This is a genomic window from Streptomyces sp. NPDC002573 (assembly GCF_042889625.1).
GTDB lineage: Bacteria > Actinomycetota > Actinomycetes > Streptomycetales > Streptomycetaceae > Streptomyces > Streptomyces gibsoniae.
In genome coordinates this window covers 151,977-173,948 of sequence record NZ_JBIARC010000012.1, presented here as the reverse complement: position 1 = coordinate 173,948, position 21,972 = coordinate 151,977, and the positions used below count along the sequence as shown (strand labels likewise).

The 21,972-nt window shown below is 69.1% G+C and carries 20 protein-coding genes, 1 tRNA gene and 1 pseudogene; 11 read left to right on the top strand and 11 right to left on the bottom strand.

Going from position 1 to position 21,972, the window contains the following annotated elements; genetic code table 11:
* The first annotated feature begins 33 nt into the window (after positions 1 to 33).
* The 3 genes and pseudogenes from ACFYX0_RS14745 to xerC all read left to right on the top strand — a co-directional run bounded on the left by ACFYX0_RS14745 (position 34) and on the right by xerC (position 2,681).
* A complete protein-coding gene (locus tag ACFYX0_RS14745) occupies positions 34 to 1,338 on the top strand; it encodes a replication initiator (RefSeq protein ID WP_388970280.1) in 1,305 nt (434 codons plus the stop codon).
* Positions 1,331 to 1,513 carry a helix-turn-helix domain-containing protein gene (locus tag ACFYX0_RS14740; protein ID WP_388970278.1) on the top strand — a complete coding sequence of 61 codons (183 nt, stop codon included), beginning with the start codon at positions 1,331 to 1,333 and terminating at the stop codon, positions 1,511 to 1,513. The genes ACFYX0_RS14745 and ACFYX0_RS14740 overlap by 8 nt, the downstream gene beginning before the upstream one ends.
* Positions 1,513 to 2,681, top strand: a pseudogene (xerC, locus tag ACFYX0_RS14735) (tyrosine recombinase XerC). The gene ACFYX0_RS14740 and the pseudogene xerC overlap by 1 nt, the downstream one beginning before the upstream one ends.
* A gap of 97 nt (positions 2,682 to 2,778) precedes the next feature.
* On the opposite strand, the gene ACFYX0_RS14730 reads toward xerC, so the two are convergent.
* From ACFYX0_RS14730 to ACFYX0_RS14720, 3 genes are all read right to left on the bottom strand, one after another.
* Positions 2,779 to 2,852, bottom strand: a tRNA-Pro gene (locus ACFYX0_RS14730).
* A gap of 48 nt (positions 2,853 to 2,900) precedes the next feature.
* Positions 2,901 to 3,671, bottom strand: coding sequence for a Pr6Pr family membrane protein (locus ACFYX0_RS14725; RefSeq protein WP_388970276.1), 771 nt, complete (start codon positions 3,669 to 3,671; stop codon positions 2,901 to 2,903).
* Between the two features lie 88 nt (positions 3,672 to 3,759).
* Positions 3,760 to 4,686, bottom strand: a complete 927-nt coding sequence (locus tag ACFYX0_RS14720; RefSeq protein ID WP_388970274.1) for a metallophosphoesterase — start codon at positions 4,684 to 4,686, stop codon at positions 3,760 to 3,762.
* 150 nt (positions 4,687 to 4,836) lie between these two features.
* Between ACFYX0_RS14720 and ACFYX0_RS14715 the strand changes: the two genes are divergently transcribed.
* A complete protein-coding gene (locus tag ACFYX0_RS14715; RefSeq protein WP_388970272.1) occupies positions 4,837 to 5,304 on the top strand; it encodes a GatB/YqeY domain-containing protein in 468 nt (155 codons plus the stop codon).
* 91 nt (positions 5,305 to 5,395) lie between these two features.
* On the opposite strand, the gene ACFYX0_RS14710 is transcribed toward ACFYX0_RS14715, so the two are convergent.
* Positions 5,396 to 7,720, bottom strand: a complete 2,325-nt coding sequence (locus tag ACFYX0_RS14710; RefSeq protein WP_388970270.1) for a transglycosylase domain-containing protein — start codon at positions 7,718 to 7,720, stop codon at positions 5,396 to 5,398.
* A gap of 409 nt (positions 7,721 to 8,129) precedes the next feature.
* Here ACFYX0_RS14710 and wblA point away from each other — a divergent pair, with 409 nt between their 5' ends.
* Complete coding sequence (wblA, locus tag ACFYX0_RS14705) at positions 8,130 to 8,468, top strand: transcriptional regulator WblA (protein ID WP_059133594.1); 339 nt, start codon at positions 8,130 to 8,132, stop codon at positions 8,466 to 8,468.
* 399 nt (positions 8,469 to 8,867) lie between these two features.
* Here wblA and ACFYX0_RS14700 read toward each other — a convergent pair whose 3' ends face one another.
* The 3 genes from ACFYX0_RS14700 to ACFYX0_RS14690 all read right to left on the bottom strand — a co-directional run bounded on the left by ACFYX0_RS14700 (position 8,868) and on the right by ACFYX0_RS14690 (position 12,337).
* Complete coding sequence (locus ACFYX0_RS14700) at positions 8,868 to 10,301, bottom strand: ArsA family ATPase (RefSeq protein ID WP_388970268.1); 1,434 nt, start codon at positions 10,299 to 10,301, stop codon at positions 8,868 to 8,870.
* A complete protein-coding gene (locus ACFYX0_RS14695; protein ID WP_388970266.1) occupies positions 10,298 to 11,275 on the bottom strand; it encodes an ArsA-related P-loop ATPase in 978 nt (325 codons plus the stop codon). The genes ACFYX0_RS14700 and ACFYX0_RS14695 overlap by 4 nt, the downstream gene beginning before the upstream one ends.
* 480 nt (positions 11,276 to 11,755) lie before the next feature.
* Positions 11,756 to 12,337 (bottom strand): recombinase family protein, encoded by a 582-nt coding sequence (locus ACFYX0_RS14690; protein WP_388970264.1) that lies wholly within the window; start codon positions 12,335 to 12,337, stop codon positions 11,756 to 11,758.
* 311 nt (positions 12,338 to 12,648) lie between these two features.
* Between ACFYX0_RS14690 and ACFYX0_RS14685 the strand changes: the two genes are divergently transcribed.
* Positions 12,649 to 13,242: a DinB family protein gene (locus ACFYX0_RS14685; protein ID WP_388970262.1), complete on the top strand. Its 594-nt coding sequence runs from the start codon at positions 12,649 to 12,651 to the stop codon at positions 13,240 to 13,242.
* Between the two features lie 132 nt (positions 13,243 to 13,374).
* On the opposite strand, the gene ACFYX0_RS14680 is transcribed toward ACFYX0_RS14685, so the two are convergent.
* Positions 13,375 to 14,109 carry a hypothetical protein gene (locus ACFYX0_RS14680; protein WP_388970260.1) on the bottom strand — a complete coding sequence of 245 codons (735 nt, stop codon included), beginning with the start codon at positions 14,107 to 14,109 and terminating at the stop codon, positions 13,375 to 13,377.
* Between the two features lie 404 nt (positions 14,110 to 14,513).
* Positions 14,514 to 16,172, bottom strand: coding sequence for a recombinase family protein (locus ACFYX0_RS14675; protein ID WP_388970258.1), 1,659 nt, complete (start codon positions 16,170 to 16,172; stop codon positions 14,514 to 14,516).
* Between the two features lie 25 nt (positions 16,173 to 16,197).
* On the opposite strand from ACFYX0_RS14675, the gene ACFYX0_RS14670 reads away from it, so the two are divergent.
* The 4 genes from ACFYX0_RS14670 (at position 16,198) to ACFYX0_RS14655 (ending at position 18,719) form a co-directional block, all read left to right on the top strand.
* A complete protein-coding gene (locus ACFYX0_RS14670) occupies positions 16,198 to 16,374 on the top strand; it encodes a DUF4177 domain-containing protein (RefSeq protein WP_359401980.1) in 177 nt (58 codons plus the stop codon).
* A complete protein-coding gene (locus ACFYX0_RS14665) occupies positions 16,371 to 16,838 on the top strand; it encodes a RidA family protein (RefSeq protein ID WP_388970256.1) in 468 nt (155 codons plus the stop codon). Before ACFYX0_RS14670 ends, ACFYX0_RS14665 begins: the two co-directional genes overlap by 4 nt.
* Positions 16,839 to 16,993: 155 nt before the next feature.
* On the top strand, positions 16,994 to 17,863 hold the full coding sequence (locus ACFYX0_RS14660) for an NUDIX hydrolase (RefSeq protein WP_388970254.1): 870 nt from the start codon (positions 16,994 to 16,996) through the stop codon (positions 17,861 to 17,863).
* A 25-nt stretch (positions 17,864 to 17,888) separates the two neighbouring features.
* Entirely contained in the window at positions 17,889 to 18,719 is an 831-nt protein-coding gene (locus tag ACFYX0_RS14655; protein ID WP_311694890.1) for an MBL fold metallo-hydrolase, read from the top strand.
* 15 nt (positions 18,720 to 18,734) lie between these two features.
* On the opposite strand, the gene ACFYX0_RS14650 is transcribed toward ACFYX0_RS14655, so the two are convergent.
* Together ACFYX0_RS14650 and ACFYX0_RS14645 are read right to left on the bottom strand one after the other, a co-directional pair.
* Positions 18,735 to 19,562: a nucleotidyltransferase gene (locus ACFYX0_RS14650; protein WP_388970252.1), complete on the bottom strand. Its 828-nt coding sequence runs from the start codon at positions 19,560 to 19,562 to the stop codon at positions 18,735 to 18,737.
* A 134-nt stretch (positions 19,563 to 19,696) separates the two neighbouring features.
* A complete protein-coding gene (locus ACFYX0_RS14645; protein WP_311694886.1) occupies positions 19,697 to 20,371 on the bottom strand; it encodes a Crp/Fnr family transcriptional regulator in 675 nt (224 codons plus the stop codon).
* Positions 20,372 to 20,721: 350 nt separating this feature from the next.
* Between ACFYX0_RS14645 and nth the strand changes: the two genes are divergently transcribed.
* Entirely contained in the window at positions 20,722 to 21,819 is a 1,098-nt protein-coding gene (gene nth / locus ACFYX0_RS14640; protein ID WP_388970250.1) for an endonuclease III, read from the top strand.
* Positions 21,820 to 21,972 lie beyond the last annotated feature (153 nt).

The following is a 21,972-nucleotide window of genomic DNA, read 5'->3' as shown; positions in this document are numbered from 1 at the left end:
CGGCAGACTCCGCCCCCGCTGGCGGAACTCTCCATGCTCGCCTCACTCGGCAACCTGCCCGAGCTGGCCCACCAACTCTCCGGCCTGGGCGGCTGCACCCACCCGGTCCGCCTCGACGGCCACCGCACGGAGTACGCGGTCAGCACGACGACCGGCGAGATCGGCAACGTCCTGCGCCACCTGGACTCCGCCAGCCTCCCCGCCGGACAGCTCCTCGTCCGCTGCAACAACCGCCGCGCAACCCGGTGCGCGGCCTGCGCCGAGACCTACCGCCGCGACACCTACCACCTGATCACCGCCGGACTACGCGGCGGCAAGGGCACCCCGGAACGCGTAGCAACGCACCCGCGGGTCTTCGCCACGTTCACCGCCCCAAGCTTCGGCCCGGTCCACAACCGTCCCTCGAGCGGCCGAGACTGCCGCTGCGGCATCCGCCACGACGAACAGGACCCGGCCCTGGGCACACCGCTCGATCCGGACACGTACGACTATGAAGCGGCCGTCCTCTGGAACGCACACTCCGGTGCCCTGTGGCGGCGCTTCTCGATCTATCTGCGCCGGGAGGTCGCCAAGCGCGCCGGCCTCACACAGCGGGCGTTCCGGCACCACGCGCGGGTCTCCTTCGCAAAGGTGGCCGAGTACCAAAAGCGTGGTGCCGTCCACTTCCACGCTGTCATCCGCCTCGACGGCCCCGAGGGCGGCGACACCGCACCTCCGCCCTGGGCCACTGCCGACCTGCTCACCGACGCCATCCAGGCCGCGGCCACGGCTGCGCGCGTGGACGGGCCGGAGATCGACGGCCGGGCACACCGCTTTGTCTTCGGTCGGCAGCTCGACGTGCGCACGATCCGCTCCGCCGACTTCGACGACGGCCAGGAGCTGACCGAACGGGCCGTAGCGGCGTACATCGCCAAGTACGCCACCAAGGGCGCCGAGACAGCGACCGGCACCCTGGACCGGCCGATCCGCTTCCTCGCCGAGCTGGCCCAGGCCCGGATCACCGAGCACGCCCGACGCATGATCCGAACCGCCTGGTCCCTCGGTGCTCGCCCCGAGCTGGCAGACCTCCGCCTTCGGGCGTGGGCACACATGCTCGGCTTCCGCGGCCACTTCTCCACCAAGTCCCGCCGCTACTCCACCACCCTCGGTGCACTCCGCGACGCCCGTGCCGAGTGGCGCCGCGCCCAAACCGCACCGGCTGTACCGCAGGACGGCGAAACCACCCTCGTACTGGCCCACTGGGTGTTCGCCGGAACGGGCCTCAGCGCTGGCGAGACGTGGCTCGCTGCCTCACTCGAACCCGCCCCCGGAACGGAAGGAGAACCAACGCATGCGTGACGATGAGCTGCTGACCGTGTCCGATGTCATGGCTCGTCTGAAGGTCGGCCGGTCGACGGTCTATGACCTGATCCGCACCCGGCGTCTGCCCTCGGTCGCCATCGGGCGGTGCCGGCGCATCCCAGCCTCCGCCCTCGGCGACTTCATCGCGAGTGAGATGGAGCGTGCGGCCTGATGACCAAGCGTCGGAGTCGTGGTGACGGCGGTCTGCACTGGGACGAGAAGAGACAGCGGTGGATCGCCACGGCGAACCTCGGGTTCGATCCGAGCGGCAAGCGGATCGTGAAGCGGGGGAGTGGCAAGACCAAGACGGAAGCCAAGACCAAGCTCAAGGAGGTGCTCCGGGACCACGAAGACGGCCTCGCCATTGCGCCCACCAACTACACGGTCAAGGACGCTGTGACCGACTGGTTGGCGTACGGGTTGGCGGGCCTCGACCCCAGCACCGTTGAGACCGTGACGCTGCTGAGTCAGAAGCACGTGATTCCATCGCTCGGCGTGCGAAAGCTTCGCGACCTGAGCGCGGAGGACGTAGATCGCTGGCTGGCCACTAAAGCGAAGTCGCTCAGCACGCGCACGCTCCAGGGAATCCACTCCTGCCTCAACCGCGCGGTCAAGCGGGCCATGGCGCGGGACAAGGTGAAGCGGAATGTCGTCGAGCTATGCTCAGTGCCCCAGGGGCAGGCCGGGCGCCCGTCCAAGGCGCTCACCTTCGCGCAGGCTGAAGCTGTGCTCAGGGCGCCGAGGGAACCTCGATGTACGCGTACATCGTCGTCGCTCTGCTGACCGGGGCCCGCACCGAAGAACTCCGGGCCCTCACCTGGGACCACGTCTTTCTGAAAGGCCGGCCGGACCTCGACCCGCCTCAGCCTCCGCATATCGCCGTCTGGCGGTCGGTCCGGCGAAGCGGGGACACGAAGACCCGGAAGTCCCGGCGCACGCTCGCTCTCCCGGCGCGCTGTGTCGATGCCCTCTGGCAGCAGTTCGAAGATCAGGGGTGGGATCGGCTCGCCGCTGGGGACGACTGGGAGGAACACGGCCTCGTCTTCTCCTCGGCCGTGGGTAAGCCGCTCGACGCTGCCAACGTCCGTCGTGCCTTCCGCCAAGCGCTCAAGGGCATCGACGGGATCGACGCCGACGAGTGGACGCCGAGGGAGCTGCGGCACAGCTTCGTGTCTCTGCTGTCCGACCGTGGCGTCCCGCTGGAAGAGATCTCCCGGCTCGTCGGACACTCTGGAACCGCCGTGACCGAGGAGGTCTACAGGAAGCAGATCCGGCCCGTGATCCAGACCGGCGCCGTGGTCATGGACGGGATCTTCGGAGCGCAGGAGCAGCGCCCGTAGACACGCGGAAAGCGGTAGTCACGCAGTTAGACACGCAGACCAAACAGGTGAGGCACCTACTAGTGACTAGTAGGTGCCTCACCTGCTGTTACGGCTGTCGGGGTGGCGGGATTTGAACCCACGACCTCTTCGTCCCGAACGAAGCGCGCTGCCAAGCTGCGCTACACCCCGATGTCGCTGCTTGTCGCGGCGACGACGTTTACTTTAGCCCACTGGCGGCTAGAGACGAAATCCGGTTTTCCAGCGGCGGCGGGTGGGGTCCGGGCGGATGCGGTCGACGGCGATCATGAGGAGGGCCAGGGCGAAGAACCCCAAGCCGATCAGGAGCGCGTTGGCGAGGACGCTCCGGTAGCCGAGGCGGCCGACCTCCAGGAACGGGTAGAGGTAGCGCTCCGGCGCGCTCGCCGGCAGCCGTTCCCCGCGGATCAGGGAGAAGGCCAGGTAGGCCATGGGGTACAGAAGCCACTTCCGCACGTCCCGCACCCTCAGTGGGGCCGGACTCGTCAGGAAGAGCCAGTCGAACAGGGCCGCGATCGGGATCAGCGTGTGCAGGGTCTGGTTGGTGAGTGCCTGCCAGAGGTGGTGGACGTCGGGCCGGCCGGTCAGGGAGAAGGGGCCTGGTTCGTTCACCAGGAGTACGTGGTAGACGAGGCCCGCGACCAGGGCGTAGAAGACCGCACCGCCGGTCACCAGCGCGGGCAGGGGGCGCTCGGCCGTCCGCGCTCGCCAGGCCGACAGGGTGAAGACGATCGCGAGCAGCAGGTCGACCTGGATCGTGAAGTAGCTCAGCACCCGCGCCGGGCTGCCGAGGTACAGGTCCACGGCCACCGCGCCGGCCGCGGTCAGGGCCACCAGCAGGCGGTAGATGCCCACCTTCGGGCGGTGCGCGGGGATCACCACGGCGGTGGCCGGGACGGCGGACGGCATCAGCGTCTGCACGCCCGGCACCGCCGGGAGGTCCGGGATGTCCTTGGGGATCGGCCCGATCATGTCCTCACGCTAAGCAGACCGGGCAGAACGGGCGATGTGGGTGGTCCGGGCGGGTTACGGAGGGGGCCCGACCGTCGGCGTTCCTGCCTCAGCCCCTTGCCACCAGCGTCAGCAGCGTCGCCTCCGGGGGGCATGCGAACCGTACCGGCGTGTAGCGGTTCGTCCCGCAGCCCGCCGACACGTGCATATATGAGGTGAGGCCCTCCGCCGTGTGCCGGGACAGGCCCTTCACCCGGTCCGTGTCCAGGTCGCAGTTGGTGACCAGGGCGCCGTAGAAGGGGACGCACAGCTGGCCGCCGTGGGTGTGGCCCGCGAGGATCAGGGGATAGCCGTCGGCCGTGAACGCGTCCAGGGCGCGCAGGTACGGCGCGTGCACCACGCCCATCGAGAAGTCGGCCGACGCGGAGGGGCCGCCCGCCACCCGTGCGTAGCGGTCGCGCTTGATGTGCGGGTCGTCCAGGCCCGTCAGCTCGATCTCCAGGCCGTCCACCTTCAGCGTCCCCCGCGTGTTCGTCAGGTTCAGCCAGCCCGCCGCGTCGAAGCTGTCCCGCAGGTCCTCCCAGGGGTTGTGGATGGCTCCGACCACGGGCCGATTGCCGTTCAGGCCGTGGCTTCCCCTGGACTTCTCCATCAAGTAGCGGGCGGGGTTGCGGAGTCTGGGGCCGTAGTAGTCGTTCGACCCGAAGACGTACGCCCCCGGGAACTCCATCAGCGGGCCCAGCGCGTCCAGCACCTCCGGCACGCCCTCGGGGTCGGAGAGGTTGTCCCCGGTGTTGATCACGAAGTCGGGGCGCAGTCCGGCCAGCGAGCGCAGCCAGCGCTGCTTCTTCCGTTGTCCGCTCACCATGTGGATGTCGGAGACCTGGAGCACACGCATCGGACGGGTCCCCGGCGGCAGCACGGGGACCGTCACCCGGCGCAGCCGGAAGGAACGGACCTCGAACCCGGCCGAGTACAGCAGTCCGGCGGCGGCCACCGCCGTGATTCCCAGGGGAACTCCGTATCGCGCGCGCATACGACCATCGTGTCAGAAGCTCGGCGCGCCCCGCGCTCGCCTGTGGACGACCACGGAACACCGCGGAGCACCGCAGAACAGTGCAGAACACCCTCGCGCCACCGGAAATCATGGGGCGGCCGCCCGGTGGCACCTGCGACAATCGGAGCCATGACCACGCTCAAGTCGAAGTTGCAGGAAGACCTCAACGCCGCGATCAAGGAGCGCAACGAGCTCCGCTCCTCGACGCTCCGGCTGACGCTCGCCGCGATCACCAAGGAAGAGGTCGCGGGCAAGGAGAAGCGCGAGCTCTCCGACGACGAGGTCACCAAGGTGATCACCCGCGAGGCGAAGAAGCGCCGTGAGGCCGCCGACGCCTTCGCGCAGGGTGGGCGCCCCGAGCAGGCCGAGCGGGAGCAGGCGGAGGGCGAGCTGCTCGCCGCGTACCTGCCCAAGCAGCTGTCCGACGACGAGCTGCGGCAGATCGTCGCCCAGGCCGTGGAGGAGGCGAAGGCGGCGGGCGCCGAGGGTCCGCGTGCCATGGGCCAGGTCATGAAGATCGTGAACCCGAAGATCGCCGGCCAGGCGGAGGGCGGACGCGTCGCCGCCGTGGTCAAGCAGCTCCTCGCGGGGAGCTGACCGGCCCACCCCGCGCCCCGGCGCGGGAACGACAGCGGGGGCGCTCCTCGGCCGAGGAGCGCCCCCTTCGTCGTGTCATAGGGGAGCGGGGCTAGCCCTGCCCGCCGTTGCTGTGCCCGTTCCTGCCGTTTCCGGTGCCCTGGATGAAGCCCTGCGGGATGGAGAAGGAGGGCGTCGGGAAGGAGCCGCCGCCGTTGGTGGCCCCATTGGTGGCCCCGTTGGTTCCTCCGCCGGTCCCTCCGTCCACGCCGCCGATCAGCCCACCGATCAGGCCGCCCGTGTCCCGTCCGCCGTTGTTGTTGCCATCACCGTTGCCGTTGCCGTGGCCGTCGTCGCCCTGGTCATGGTTGCTGTCGGGGATGTCGACGAGGTTGAAGTCCTCGACCGGCTTGCCCGCCAGCGCGCCCGTCATCATGTCGCGCCAGATCGGGCCCGGGACCTGGCCGCCGTAGACCTTGTCGTAGGGGACACCGCCGATGGTGATGTGGGTCATCTGCCGCTTGTGCGCCGGGTCGCCGACCCAGACCGCGCCCGCCATGTTCGGCGTGTAGCCGACGAACCAGGCCGCGTAGCGGAAGTCCGTCGTACCGGTCTTGCCGGCGCTGGGGCGGCTGCCGAGGCCGGCCTGCGTACCCGTACCGTCCTCGACGACGCCCTTGAGGATCGTGTTGATCGTGTCCGCGGTGGTCTGCGACATCGCGCGCGAGCACGTCGACTGCGGGACGGCCAGCGACTTCTTCTCGTTGCCGACGGTCTGCGTGATCGACGCGATGGCGACCGGCGTGCAGTACGTGCCGCGGTCGGCGAACGTCGCGTATGCGCTCGCCATCGTCAGCGGCGACATCTCCTGGGTGCCCAGGGCGATCGACGGGGCCTGGTCGATCTTCAGCCCGTCAGCCCGGTTCACGCCCATCTTCTTGGCCATGTCTATCACCGGGCAGATGCCGATGTCGCTGATCAGCTGCACGTAGTAGGTGTTGACCGACTTGGCGGTCGCCTCCTTCATGCCGTACGGGCCGTGCTCTGACTCGTTCTCGTTCGTGAGCGTGGCGTTCTCGTTGTTCAGCCACTGCTTGCCGTCGCAGGCCGCCACGGGGCTCGGATAGTCCATCTCGTACGGCGAGGGGTACTCCTGGGTCGCCGGCGTGCCGCCCTCGATGGCGGCCGCGGCGACGATCGGCTTGAACGTCGAGCCGGGCTGGTAGCCCGCGCCGCCGCCCATGGCCTTGTCCACCGAGAGGTTGATCTGCGTCTCGTTCTTGCCGAAGCCGTACGGACGGGACTGGCCCATCGCAAGGATCTTGCCGGTGCCGGGCTCGACGACGGTCGCGGCCGTGGCCACCTCGTCACTCTTGTTGACGTGGTCCTTGACCGACTTCTGCAGCGACTCCTGGGCCTGCGGGTCCAGTGTCGTACGGATCGTCAGACCGCCGCGGTTCCAGATCTTCGCCCGGTCGGCCTTGGTCTTGCCGAACACCGGGTTGTTGAGGAACACCTCGCGGACGTAGTCGCAGAAGAAGCCCGCGCCCTTGACCGCCGTGATACAGCCGTTCTTCGGCTCGCTCACGTTCAGCCCGAGGGGGGTCTTCTTGGCCTTGTCGGCCTCGGCCTGGGAGATGTCGTGCACGTCGGCCATGCGCTGCAGCACCACGTTGCGCCGCTTCCTGGCCTCCGCCTCGTCGTTCACCGGGTCGTACCGGGTGGGGGATTGGACGAGGCCCGCGAGGAGCGCGGACTCCGGGAGGCTGAGGTCCTTGGCGTGCTTGGAGAAGTAGCGCTCGGAGGCCGCCTCCACGCCGTAGGCCTGCTGGCCGAAGAACGTGATGTTCAGGTAGTTCTCGAGGATCTTCTTCTTGCCGAGCTTCTCCTCGATCTGGATCGCGTACTTCAGCTCGCGGACCTTGCGGCCGAGGGTCTGCTGGGTGGCCTGGGCGACCTTCGTCGGGTCGTCGCCGGCCTCCTCCACGAAGTAGTTCTTCACCAGCTGCTGTGTGAGCGTGGAGGCACCCTGGGCCACCCCTCCGCTCTGCGCGTTCTGGTTCAGCGCGCGCAGGACGCCCTTCAGGTCGATCGCGCCGTGCTGGTAGAACCGCGAGTCCTCGATCGCGACGATCGCCTTCTGCATGTACGGCGAGATGTCCTTCAGCTCCACCACCGTGCGGTCACGGGAGTAGACCGTGGCGATCTGGCCGCCCTGGCTGTCCAGAATCGTGGTGCGCTGACTCAGCTGCGGGCTCTTCAGGTTGGAGGGGATGTCGTCGAATCCCTGGACCGACCCCTTGGCCGCGAGTCCCAGCGCACCCGCCGCGGGCAACGCGATGCCGGCCATCACCGCCCCTGCGAGCACACTCACTCCGAGGAACTTGGCGGCCTGCTGCACGGGGGACACTCCCCCGCCCGAGCGCTTCTTTGGCATGAGGGCAGCCTACGTTCTGATTCGCCGGACACGCGTCTAGGCCTTGGCCTAAGCTGCTCTCAACTGTCACAGCAGCAGGGCCACGTATCAAGTACGGCCGGCGACCCCGAATCGTTCCGGTGTTCCCCCAACTTTTTTGCTGGGTGCGTGTCCGAATTCGCCTCGTGTGTCATCAGGCGCCCGTTGTGACGCAACTGAACTGTGCCGGTTTGCCCTGGAAGTCACGTATGTCACCAGCTCACTCCCCCGGGTGATCTGCCGCTTACCCATAGTCCGTTCGGACCATTCAAGATTGGGCCCGCTGGGGGTGTTGCGCTGTCCCCACCTTCCGTAACGTCCTCAACTGGCGGCGGTGAATATGCCGCTGCCGCCGTGGGGGAGCCTCGATTCGGGAGAGGACGGCGCCGGTATGGGCTGGGTAACCGACTGGAGTGCGCAGGCGGCCTGCCGCACTACCGATCCGGATGAACTGTTCGTTCAAGGAGCAGCGCAGAACAGGGCCAAGGCGGTGTGCACCGGATGCCCGGTACGCACGGAGTGCCTGGCCGACGCGCTGGACAATCGCGTCGAATTCGGCGTGTGGGGTGGGATGACGGAGCGGGAGCGCCGCGCACTGCTGCGCAGGCGGCCGACCGTCACCTCGTGGCGTCGCCTGTTGGAGACCGCTCGTACGGAGTACGAGCGTGGAGCGGGCCTGTTGCCTCTCGATGAGGAAGAGGTGTACGAGAACTACGCGGCCGTGGGCTGAGGACGGCCCGCCGAGGGGCGTGACTGCCGGCCGACGACTGCCTGAGGGGTTGTCGGCGGGCGGGCGGTCGGTCCTGGAAGGTGGTTCCTCGGGCCGGCGGTCTTGGCCGGTCGGTTCTTGGACGGGCCGTTTCGGGTCGGGCGGGGCCTTCGGGGTCTCGCCGGACGAGTCCGACGGTGCGGTGAGCTGCCGGCCGTTGGGTGAGGGTGGCCGACGGAGCATCCGGCGTGCCCTCACCGGATGTGGTGTGCCTTTGGGTGGCATGAGCGGTATGGCACGGGCGTCCCGCCGTGCGTCCCACAAGGGTCGCCGTCAGGGCTTCATGTGTGTGCCATGTCGCGGACGGGAGGGCGCGCGACGTAGAGGCGGCCCGGGAGCAGGGCAGGCACCCGGGAGCCCCTACGCGCGCGCCTCGCGCTCCTCGGGGTACTCCGGCCGGTTGGCCGCGAGGCGTTCCCCGATGTCCCGCAGCCCCACGAAGTCGTGGACGTCGCCGGGCAGCGCGGCCACCTCCGCCACGGCCACCTCGGGGTGACGGGCGGTGAAACGGTCTCGCGTGCGCTGTTCGCGGGAGAGCAGCTGCATACGTTCGGCATGCAGCCGGAGCAGACCCGCGGTGAGTTGCTCGATGCTCCGGTCCTGGTCCGTGGAGGCGGGGGAGCCTGAGTCGGGAACCGGTGCTTCGGATGAGGGGGATTCTGAACTGCCGTACGTGTCGGAAGAGTTACGAAGTCTTGCTTTCCCGCCCTGCTGATCCACAATGCGGGGGTCTTCAAGATTTTCGGCGGCGGCGAGCGCCCGCTCGGCCGACAGCCCGGCGGCGCCGCTGCCGTGCACCCGGTTGAGGACCAGCCCGGCCAGCGGCATGTCCTCGGCGGCCAGACGCTCCACGAAGTACGCGGCCTCGCGCAGGGCGTCCCGTTCCGGAGCGGCCACCACCAGGAACGCCGTGCCCGGCGCCTGCAGCAGCTTGTAGGTGGCGTCCGCGCGTGTGCGGAACCCGCCGAACATGGTGTCCATGGCGGCCACGAACGTCTGGACGTCCTTCAGCAGCTGACCCCCGAGCAGCTTCCCCAGCACGCCGGTCATCATCGACATCCCGACGTTCAGGAACTTCATCCCCGCGCGGCCGCCCACCTTCGCTGGGGCCATCAGGACCCGGATCAGCTTGCCGTCCAGGAAGGACCCGAGCCGTTTGGGGGCGTCCAGGAAGTCCAGGGCCGAGCGCGAGGGCGGTGTGTCGACGACGATGAGGTCCCACTCGTCCCGCGCGCGCAGCTGCCCCAGCTTCTCCATCGCCATGTACTCCTGCGTGCCCGCGAAGCCCGCCGAGAGCGACTGGTAGAAGGGGTTGCCCAGAATGGCGGCCGCCCGGTCCGGGTCCGCGTGCGCCTCGACGATCTCGTCGAAGGTGCGCTTCATGTCGAGCATCATGGCGTGCAGTTCGCCGCCCGCGGTGTCCTCGATGCCCTTCACCCGACGCGGGCTGTTGTCCAGCACGTCGATGCCCATCGACTGGGCGAGCCGGCGGGCCGGGTCGATGGTCAGCACGACCACCTTGCGTCCGCGCTCGGCCGCGCGCAGCCCCAGGGCCGCCGCCGTGGTCGTCTTGCCGACGCCGCCGGAGCCGCAGCACACGACGATGCGGGTGTCGGGATCGTCGAGGAGCGGGTCGATCTCCAGGACGGGCACGTGCTGCAACGCGCGCGTGGAGGCCGGGTCATGGAGCGACGCCGGGTCCGCGTAGGACGAACGGGCGCCGGAGGCCCCCTCGGCCGCGGCGGCCTCGGAGGCCCTCTCGTCGTGCGTGAAGGCCGGGTCGTCCTGACTCATGAGATCCCTTGCTGACGCAGTTCCGTGGCCAGTTCGTACAGGCCCGCCAGGTCCATGCCCTCGGCGAGCAGCGGCAGTTCGTGGAGCGGCAGACCGAGGTCCGTGAGCACGGCACGCTGCTCGCGCTCCAGGGCGAACCGCTCCGCGTACTCGTCCGCCTGCTGGAGCAGCGGGTCCACCAGCCTCTCCGCGAGCCCGCCGCGACGCGCACCGCCGAGGCCGGCACCCGACAGGGCCTTGGCGAGGGCCGTCCGCGGCGCGGCGTGCGCGAGGTCCAGCTCCGACTCGTCCAGGACGGCGGGCCGCACCATGTTGACGATGACCCGGCCCACCGGCAGGTTCGCGCCGCGCAGCTCGGTGATCCCGTCCGCGGTCTCCTGGACCGGCATCTCCTCCAGAAGCGTCACCATGTGCACAGACGTCTCCGGGGACTTCAGCACCCGCATCACGGCCTGGGCCTGATTGTGTATCGGGCCGATCTTGGCGAGGCCCGCCACCTCGTCGTTCACGTTCAGGAAGCGGGTGATGCGTCCCGTGGGGGGCGCGTCCATCACCACGTGGTCGTACACGAACCGGCCGCTCCGGTCCTTTCTGCGGACGGCCTCGCACGCCTTGCCCGTGAGGAGCACGTCCCTCAGGCCGGGCGCGATGGTGGTGGCGAATTCGATGGCGCCGAGCTTCTTCAGCGCCCGCCCCGCACTGCCCAGCTTGTAGAACATCTGGAGATAGTCCAGAAGGGCCAGTTCGGGGTCGATGGCCAGCGCGTGGACCTCGCCGCCGCCCGGCGCCACGGCGATCTTGCGCTCCTCGTACGGAAGCGCCTCCGTCTCGAAGAGTTGCGCGATGCCTTGTCTGCCCTCGACCTCGACGAGGAGAGTGCGCTTGCCCTCCGTCGCGAGGGCGAGCGCGAGTGCCGCGGCGACCGTCGTCTTTCCGGTCCCGCCCTTGCCGCTGACGACCTGGAGCCTGCTCACGTCTTCGAGCCTAACCAGTCCGCGCGCGGGCTACGCGGGAGGCTGTGGACAACGCCGGTCACAGTCGGCCGCACGCCGGGCCGTGGCGGGGCCCGGTCGGCCGCATGACCCGGTCGCCGCAGCGGCTACAGTCGGCCCATGACCCACTAGCTAGTTGTCGTCGTCCGACCTGCGACTATGCGTGCTCCTCCAGCCTCAGCGGGGCTGCCATCTCTCCAGCGATCCAACCGGGCACAAGGGGCACGGAACCTGTCCGGTCGTGTGACAGGTACGACAACCGTCGAAGCCCCGCAGTGCGGGCGCCACACAGATCAGGGCTGATCCGGGATGCCCCCCCGGTCGAAATTTCGCGGCGATGCGTGCGGAGCTGGGGGCCGGGTCCCCAGGGTGTCTTCGCTCAGAGATTGGCCCACCCCCCGGTACCAGACACGAGAAAGACCGTCCACCACGCCGGGCAGACGGTCTCTCAAGTCGGCCGGGTCACTCCATGTCGGCAAGCGCCCGGTACAGCGTCGCGCGGGACACGTTGAGCGCCTTGGCGATGGCCGTAACGCTCTCCCCCTTGGCCTTGCGCGCCTTGGCCGCAGCGAGCTTGTCAGCGTCCATCACGGTCGGTCGTCCGCCCGTACGCCCCTGGGCCTTGGCAGCGTTCAGACCTGCCCGAGTGCGCTCAACGATCATGTCGCGCTCAAGTTCAGCAAAGGCAACCATCATCGTGAAGAAGAACTTGCCCTCACCTTTCGGGGAGTAGCTACCGGCCAGCGTGCCGGTCAGAATCCGCAGCGCAATCCCCCGGGCGTGGAGATTCTCGGCGATCGTGAGCACGTCCTTGGTGGAACGGCCCAACCGGTCCAGCTTCCATACGGTGAGGGTGTCGCCCTCCCGCATGTAGTCGAGAGCCGCGAGCAGCCCGGCACGGTAGGCGTCCTTGCCGGACGCCTTGTCCTCGAAGATGCGGGCGCACCCTGTCCCAGCGAGAGCGTCCGCCTGAAGCTGCGCATCCTGCGCATTTGTGCTGACTCGCTGGTAGCCGATCAAGGTCCCGGTGTTCTTCGTCGTCATACCGAGATCGTCTCATAACCCGTCTCAAAACATCAAGCCTTCCGGGTGTGTTCTGAGACGGGTTTTGAACACCGAAAGCACCCCGGGACTGCCTCGTGGCGACCGTCTCAATAACCTTCGTTTGATAGACACCCGCCGGTGATCACTCACAGCAACACGGTCACGTACTGGTCCCAACGTCCCGTCTCCGTTGATCTGCTCCTTGTGTCAGTGACCTGCTCCGATTCGCTCGTCGTGTCAGATGATCTGGTTCGCCCCGAGCGGTGGAAAAGGTGGTGGACAAAGATCGCGCGAGCGGCAGACTGGCCCCCATGACCGCATCCGATCCCAAGGCTGACCTTCACTTCTACCTACAGTCCGCCCGTGATGCCCTCTTGTGGAAGCTCGAACGGCTCCCGGAGTACGACATACGCCGCCCGCTGACGCCGACCGGCACCAACCTCCTGGGCCTGGTTAAACACGTGGCCAGCGTGGAGCTGGGCTACCTCGGTGACACCTTCGGGCGGCCGTCCGGCGAGCCTCTGCCCTGGCTCGAAGACGGTGCTGAGACCAACGCGGACATGTGGGCCACCGCCGACGAGTCACGCGAGCACATCGTGGCGCTTTACCGCCGAGCGTGGGCACATGCGGACGCGACGATCGACGCGCTGGCGCTGGACACGATCGGCAGGGTGCCGTGGTGGCCCAACGGCAGGGACGAGGTGACGTTGCATCATGCCGTCGTGCGCGTGATTGCTGATACGCACCGGCACGCCGGGCACGCCGACATCATCCGGGAGCTCATAGACGGCGCCGTTGGGATGAACAAGGGCAACGACAGCATGGCGCCAGGCGACTCCGCGTGGTGGGAGGACTATCGGAGCCGGCTGGAGCGTGCAGCTCAGGAAGCCGCCCGGGACGCATAACAGCGGACCAGATCAGCGGGGACGACGTCCGGCACTCAGTCGCCCGGGACCAGATCAATCGAGATCTTCAGCACGCTCACGTCTCAACCGATCTGGTCCCCCGGGTCACCGGCCTGGGTGAGGTCAGACCGTTTAAGACGGGACACCCGCGTCCGGCAGTGTCACACCGCGCCAACCCTCGTACCCCCCCAGCTTCCGGCGCGCACCGAAACGCTTGTCCATCGCAGCGAACAAGGCACGCTTGCCCGCCACTGCACCCAGTGAGCGGACCACCCCCGGCTCAGACAGGCAGAACGCATCCCACACGGCAGATGTACGGACGTGAACGGTTCGCGGCGCGTCGCCGAGACGCTTCACCCACTCCGCAGGGTCACGCATCGGCGCGCGGAAAGCGTCGAACTGAGAGGCCAGCGAGAGCAGATGGGTCGCCCTCCCGTTGGAGGCGGACAGGACCTCATCGGACACCGCCTTGAGGGCCGTCACCTCCCCAAAGGTCACTGCCACCTCAAGCATGTCGGCTTCGGCGTGCAGCAGTGCAACGTCGGCGCGTACGTACTCAGCGTTCGCGGTATCCAGCGGGTCAATAGAGATCAGCAGGTGCTCTGCTTTCTGCCTCAGTTGTGCGGCGTGCTTGGGATCGGGCGCTCCGTTGTGAAACGCGTGGCAAGAGTCAAGCACCTTGGCGAGGCTAGCCAGCCAGTCACCCATCCCGCCGCGAACCAGTGGGAGATCGCGCCGCTCGCCTGATGGAGTGGCCCACGCGGAACCATCCCAAAGGAACGGGAGCGGGTTCGGGGCCTTGTCGGCGTGCTGTGCGGCGACGGCGAGCGCTGCGCGGGCGCGAGCGTTCTCTATGTACATCGGCAAGCGCGTAACTCCTTCTTGCTGTGGCTGACCCGCGCTGCCTTGCAGGTGAGCAGCCGATCAGGTGACTTGCTGGGGGCTGGATACCCCCCGGGAGGGGCGATCAAGCTACCTCATTTGAGCAGGTCAGAACACGAATAGGTGATTAGAGAGACACAAAACCATCTCTCGCTGTAGCGCAATGCCGAAGTGACACCCCGAACGTCACCTTCGTCATTTCCGCAGGTCAGCGCGTTGATGGGGCTGGCCAATTCGTCACTGCCGTCAGCCACACCGACGTGCCATGCACCTCTAGGAGCGCAAGGGTTCCCAGCGTGCCGTAAGGCTGTCTGCGGGCAAGAGAAAGCCCCGCCCGAGATTCCCACCAGGGACGCCCGAACGGGGCTGAGAGGAGGCCTAGGGGGCGCCTACACCCACTCGATGGACACGCGCCCCTCGATCACGGTGGGTGCCTTGCTGCCTCGGCTTTTTTCGCTGGGCAGCGCCTTCCGCACGGTCACCCGCTTGCAGAACAGCGCCACGAAGTCACGCCGGTCGGCCAGCGTCGCCGACTCCCACCAGGACCCCGGACCCAGCGGGTCACCGTTGTCCGACTCGGTCCACGCGCCAATGGGCAGCACCAGCGAACCAGCCTGCCCGAGTGCCTCCAGCCTGCTGTCGGCGGCACGTAGCCGCTCCTGCTGAGTTCGGATGTCTTCCTGCCAGCGTGCCCGTCCGACGGGGTCACCGGCGTACAGGTCACGGTCGTCGTACAACTGCGTCAGAGCCCGCGTAGCGTCCGCCCGCTCCTGGATGACCGCTTGTCGTTCCTGCGCTGCCTCCGGCGTCTCGTTCACCTCGGCGTAGTGCGCGGTGACGCGCGTGAGGATCTCCCGCGACTCCTCATCCCATTCCGCTGCCGCAATCAGCGCGAAAATGCGCCGGACCACATGATCGTCAAGGGCGGCGCGCGAAATGTAGCTGCGACCCTCATGGTCACCAGGGGCAGTGCTCAGCGGCTTGCCTGCCGGGCGGTTGCAGAAGTAGCTAGGGCGCGCTGAGTTGTTGGCGGACATCGAGCAGCCACACGCACAGACCAGTACGCCCATGGACGAGAGCAGCGCCGTAGTCCGGTGCTCATTCATGCGGACCGGCCGGGCGTCGAGCCATTCCTGTACGGCGAACCAGTCCGCTTCGCTGAGGATCGGTTCCCATGCGCGGACCGGCTTACCGTCGGCGTCCCGCTGTACCCGGTGCCCGGTTACCCGCCTGCTGGCGTCGTAGGTGGCCTCAGCGTGGAAGCCAGCGATATGCGGGTGACGAAGCATGCGGATAAGCGTCTTGGGGTGCCATGAGCTACCGGCCGTACGCTTCCCGCGCGAGGCACCCAGGGTCGGGACCCCCTCGGCGTTCAGCGTCGAGCAGATCGAATGGACGGAGTCAGTGCCAGCGAGCAGAGCCTTCACGATGCGCCGGATGACCTCCGCCTCATCCGGCTGAGTGATGAGGGTCTGTACAGCGACAGGCTTACCGCCGGCGGCCGTTCGGTTCTCCTGCTGAAGCCTGCGGCCGTATGGCGCCTTCCCGCCTACGTAACCGCCCAGCGAACGGGCCAGGGCAGCAGCGTCACGGACGGCCGTCGACTTGTTCTTGGACTCCTGGTGCGCTGCGTCGAGGCGGAAGATCAGGTGGATCAGGTCCATGACTTCGCCGGGCCGGAACATGCCTTCGGCCACAGAGACAATCGTGACCCCCAGCGACATCAGCTCATTCACGATGGGCAGCGCGTCGAGTGGTTCGAGTCGAGACAGCCGGCTGATGTTGTAGACGATTACGACATTGATCCGGCCCACTCGGCAGTCACGCAACAGCCGCTCAAAATCCGGCCGTTCAGTCCCGCTGTAGGCCGAGATACCAACGTCCTCATAGTGCCCGCACCAGATGGCTTCACGGCCCTGCCTGGCAGCCTCAGCGGCGAATGCCTCGAACCGTGCGGCGTTGGCGTCGCGCTGGCTCGCGGGGCTTGCCTCGCTACCGTTGACCCGTCCGTAGGACTGTCGTGTGTAGCCTGCGACGTGAAGGTTCATACCGCTTACCACCTGGGGTGTTGTCATGGCTGATTCTCGCCATCGTTCGTGGGAATACGCAACGGTGCCGCTGCTCGTCCACGCCACGAAGCAGATTCTGGACACCTGGGGCGAGGACGGCTGGGAGCTCGTCCAGGTCGTGCCCGGGCCGAACAACCCCGAGCAGCTGGTGGCCTACCTGAAGCGGGAGAAGCAGGCATGAGCGCGGTCGAGTCCCGGATCACGGAGCTCGGGCTGACCCTCCCGGACGTCGTGCCGCCGCTGGCCGCCTACCAGCCCGCCGTGCAGTCCGGGGTGTACGTGTACACATCCGGCCAGCTTCCGATGGTGGACGGCAAGCTCCCGGTGACCGGCAAGGTCGGCGCCGAGGTCACCGCCGAGGAGGCCAAGGACCTGGCCCGTACGTGTGCGCTGAACGCGCTCGCCGCCGTCAAGTCCGTCGCGGGCGACCTGGACCGCATCGCGCGCGTGGTGAAGGTCGTCGGCTTCGTGGCGTCGGCCGCGGACTTCACGGGCCAGCCGGGCGTCGTCAACGGCGCCAGCGAGCTGCTGGGCGAGGTCCTCGGCGACAAGGGCGTGCACGCCCGCAGCGCCGTCGGTGTGGCGGTCCTCCCGCTGGACGCACCGGTCGAGGTGGAGATCCAGGTGGAGCTGACGCAGGCGTGATCGCCCGCTGACGTCATGCCCGGCGAGGACGCCGTCCGGCCGTGACTCCCCGGGGGTGCCGCTGCGACTCCCCGGGGTGCGGCCGACGGCCCGCCGGGAGGGGGCGGCGATCATTGCCCCTCGAACATCCGCGCACTTAGGGATAGCCTCCGCCCATGGCGAATGGGCAGTGGTTTCCACCGGAGTGGCCGTCCCGGGTCCGCGCGCTCGCGGAGGGAACACTCACCCCGGTCACCCCGAAGCGCGCAGCCACGGTGATGCTCCTGAGGGACACCGACGGTGCCCCCGCCGTGCACATGCTGCGCAGGCGCGCCTCCATGGCCTTCGCCGGAGGCGCGTACGCCTATCCGGGCGGCGGTGTCGACCCGCGCGACCACGACCGCCGTATCGGCTGGGCGGGCCCCACGCGCGCGTGGTGGGCGGATCGCCTCGGTGTCGGCGAGACGGACGCCCAGGCCATCGTCTGCGCGGCCGTCCGGGAGACGTACGAGGAGGCCGGCGTCCTGCTCGCCGGGCCCACCCCGGAGACGGTCGTCGGGGACACCACGGGCGCGGACTGGGAGGCGGACCGGGCGTCCCTGGTCGCCCGGGACCTGTCGTTCGCCGAGTTCCTCGACCGCCGGGGCCTGGTGCTGCGCTCCGACCTGCTCGGCGCGTGGACCCGCTGGATCACCCCCGAGTTCGAGCCCCGCCGCTACGACACCTGGTTCTTCGTGGCCGCCCTCCCCGAGGGCCAGCGCACCCGCAACGCCTCCACGGAGGCCGACCGCACCGTGTGGATCCGCCCCACCGAAGCGGCCGCCTCGTACGACAAGGGCGAGCTGCTGATGATGCCGCCCACCATCGCGACCCTGCGCCAGCTGGCGCAGCACGCCACGGCCGCCGACGCGCTTCGGGCCGCGCCCGGCCGCGATCTGTCCCCGGTGGTGGCCAGGGCCCACCTGGAGGACGGCCAGGTCGTGCTGGTCTGGCCCGGCCACGACGAGTTCACCAAGCACATCCCGACGGGTGGAACACCCGCATGACGCACGCCACGGAAGGTTCCCCCGCATGACGGACGCCGCAGCACTCCCCGGTCAGCCGAGGGGCGGGGTCCTCTCCGGTCCCGCGACCGCCCGGGCCGTGAACGTCCTCGCTCCCAACGCGTCGGCGATGACCCTGGACGGCACCAACACCTGGATAGTCGCCGAGCCCGACTCCGAGCTGGCGGTGGTGATCGACCCCGGCCCGCTGGACGACGGCCATCTGCGCCAGGTGATCGAGACGGCGGAGAAGGCGGGCAGACGGGTCGCCCTCACCCTGCTCACGCACGGTCATCCGGATCATGCGGAGGGCGCGGCACGGTTCGCCGAGCTGACGCGCACCAAGGTGCGTGCCCTGGACCCGGCGCTCCGGCTCGGCGACGAGGGGCTCGGGCACGGGGACGTGGTCACCGTGGGCGGCCTGGAGCTGCGCGTCGTGCCGACGCCGGGCCACACCGCCGACTCCCTGTGCTTCCATCTCCCGGCCGACCGGGCCGTCCTGACCGGCGACACCGTCCTGGGCCGCGGTACGACGGTCGTGGCGCACCCTGACGGCCGTCTGGGGGACTATCTGGACTCCCTGCGCCGGCTGCGGTCGCTCACGGTCGACGACGGCGTCCACACCGTGCTCCCCGGCCACGGGCCCGTCCTGGAGGACGCCCAGGGCGCCGTCGAGTACTACCTCGCCCACCGGGCCCACCGGCTCGCCCAGGTCGAGACGGCGGTCGAGGACGGCCACCGCACGGCGACCGAGGTCGTGGCCCATGTGTACGCGGACGTGGACCGCTCCCTGTGGCCGGCGGCCGAGCTGTCGGTCCGGGCACAGCTGGAGTACCTCAAGGAGCACGGCCTGATCTGAGCCTCCGGGCAGCGGTCAGGGCCGGGGTGCCTTGATGCCGTGCACGCGCGCGTACTCCCCGGCGAGCCAGGGCCCGAGGTCGTCGACGTAGGACCGCAGGACGGCCGGATCGTCGTTCGGCTCGTAGCCGCGTACGGCCGCGGCGCGCATCTGGACGGCCCGCTCCGGGTAGTACGCGGCGAACGCCTCGGCCATCTCCCCGAGGTCGCTGGTCCAGCCGTTCCAGCGGGGCATGACGAGGGTGAAGCCGGTGCGCACCAGATGGCGGGAGACGCCCCGTACGAGACCGCGGCGGGCGTCCTCGGTGGTGGCCTCCGCGACCCGTGTGCGCCATCGCGGCAGGATCAGCGCCAGGTCGCCGTTCGTCTCGCGGGCGAGGCGGGAGTCGGGCCGGTAGCGGGGCAGGCGGGGGGTTAGGTCCTCGCCCAGCAGCGGCGTGCACAGACAGGCGACGAACCACCCCAGGTCGTACGTCTCCAGGTCGCTCAGCAGCCGCCCACGGCTGTACAGCAGCGTGCCGACACCGTCGATCTGCGGGAACTCTGCGTCGAGCCGCTCCCCGAGGTCCCGGGCGCCCTCGCGATCCGCCTCGGTGGGTTCCCCGTCCAGTGCGAGCAGCAGATCGAGGTCGCTGCGCCCCACGCGCGCGGTGCCGCGCGGAATCGACCCGTAGAGGTACGCGCCCGTCATCCTCGCCCCGAAGGCGACGGGAAGCCGGTGACGGACGGCGGCGACCACGGGCCGGAAGGCGTCCGGGACCAACGCGAGGGAGCCCTCACGCCGGAGATGTCCCTCGGAGTCGAGGCCTTTGCCCTCGGCATGGCGGTGCGGTGTGACGTCCATCCGGAAACTGTGCCGGTGCCTCGAGGCCGGTGGCGGGGAATTTCGGCCCGTCCGGCCGTCGGGGGTCTCGGACACGACGACGGGCCCCGTCTCCTCGGAGAACAGGGCCCGAGTCGTAGGGCCGGGGCCGGGCGTCAGCGGGACCGCTTGGCCAGTCGCTCCACGTCCAGCAGGATCACCGCACGCGCCTCCAGCCGGAGCCAGCCGCGCTGGGCGAAGTCCGCGAGGGCCTTGTTCACGGTCTCGCGGGAGGCGCCGACCAGCTGGGCCAGCTCCTCCTGGGTGAGGTCGTGCACCACGTGGATGCCCTCTTCGGACTGCACGCCGAACCGGCGTGAGAGGTCCAGCAGCGCGCGGGCCACACGGCCGGGAACGTCGGAGAAGACCAGGTCGGACATCTGGTCGTTGGTCTTGCGCAGTCGTCGGGCCACCGCGCGCAGCAGCGCCGCGGCCACCTCGGGCCGCGCGTTCAGCCACGGCTGGAGGTCGCCGTGGCCGAGGCCCAGCAGCTTGACCTCGGTCAGCGCGGTGGCCGTGGCCGTGCGCGGGCCGGGGTCGAACAGCGACAGCTCGCCGATCAGCTCACCGGGGCCGAGCACCGCCAGCATGTTCTCGCGGCCATCGGGGGAGGTGCGGTGAAGCTTGACCTTGCCGTCCATGACCACGTACAGGCGGTCACCGGGGTCGCCCTCGTGGAACAGCGAGTCGCCGCGGGCGAGGGTCACCTCACTCATGGAGGCGCGGAGCTCCGCGGCCTGCTCGTCATCGAGCGCCGCGAAGAGCGGGGCGCGCCGCAGAACGTCGTCCACGAGTTCTCTCCTTGTCGACCTGCTCAGGGGATCTTGCTCCCCCGCTTACCAGGGGACCGTGTTCCCCATTTTGCCGGACGGTCCAAACAGTGTGATCTGTCACAAGGATGCCGCACTGATGTCCCGGGGTATGCGGCAGGGGTCCAATCGGGGCGTGATCCGTTGGCTCCGGGGCGGATGTCGGCGCCGGGCCTTAGGCTGGCCGGGTGTCCAAATCGCCGGTGAGAGCACAGGCCAAGGGGGCTGGGCGGGTGGTTGTACGTCGCGATTCCGCTGTGGGCGAACAGGACCCCTCGGGTGGAAAGAAAACGACAAAACGGCAGAAATCTGAGCCTTCGGAGCAGGCATCGATGACGGCGTCAGGGAGGTCGTCCGACAGGAAGGCCGCCGCGGAGAAGGCTGACCCCGCGAAGACCGCCGCCAAGAAGACCGCCGCCAAGAAGGCCGCTTCCGGCGAGGTGGCCGCCCCCGGCAGGACGGCCGCCGGGAAGACGGCTCCCGCGAAGACGGCTCCTGCGAAGGCCGCCGCCGGGAAGACCTCCCGCGCGGCGAAGGCGGCCCCCGCGAAGAAGTCGGCCAGGAAGGCGGCTCACCCCGAGGCCGTCTCCAAGAAGGCCACCGTCGCCGTCGACCACGTGGCCCCCGCCACGACCCTTGCCCCGGAGCCCCCCGGGAACGAGACCCGGACCGCCCTCGTCCGCCGGGCCCGCCGGATCAACCGCGAGCTCGCCGAGGTGTACCCGTACGCCCATCCGGAACTGGACTTCGAGAACCCCTTCGAGCTGATCGTCGCGACGGTCCTGTCCGCGCAGACCACCGACCTGCGGGTGAACCAGACCACCCCGGCGCTCTTCGCCAGGTATCCCACCCCCGAGGACCTCGCGGCGGCCAACCCCGAGGAGGTCGAGGAGATCCTGCGCCCGACGGGGTTCTTCCGGGCGAAGACCAAGTCGGTGATAGGGCTCTCCAAGGCCCTGGTGGAGGAGTTCGGCGGCGAGGTCCCCGGCCGTCTGGAGGATCTCGTCAAACTGCCCGGCGTCGGCCGCAAGACCGCCTTCGTGGTGCTGGGCAACGCCTTCGGCCGCCCCGGCATCACCGTCGACACGCACTTCCAGCGGCTCGTCCGCCGCTGGCAGTGGACCGACGAGACGGACCCGGACAAGATCGAGGCGGCGGTCGGCTCGCTCTTCCCGAAGAGTGAGTGGACGATGCTCTCGCATCACGTGATCTTCCACGGCCGTCGTATCTGCCACGCGCGCAAGCCGGCCTGCGGCGCCTGCCCGATCGCCCCGCTCTGCCCGGCCTACGGCGAGGGCGAGACCGATCCGGAGAAGGCGAAGAAGCTCCTGAAGTACGAGAAGGGCGGCTTCCCGGGGCAGCGGCTGAAGCCACCGCAGGCGTATCTGGACGCGGGCGGCATCCCGGCGCCGCCGCTGGGCGCCGGGTGAGGGGCGCGGGCGGTCCGGCGCGCGCTGTGGTGCGCGCCCTGGGCGCAGTGTGTCGTCCTGCGGATCGGGTGACGGGACACCCACACGAGGGACCTGCGGAACGAACGAAGGTCCCGCGGGCGTTGGGATCGGCAGAACGGGGGTGGCGATGAC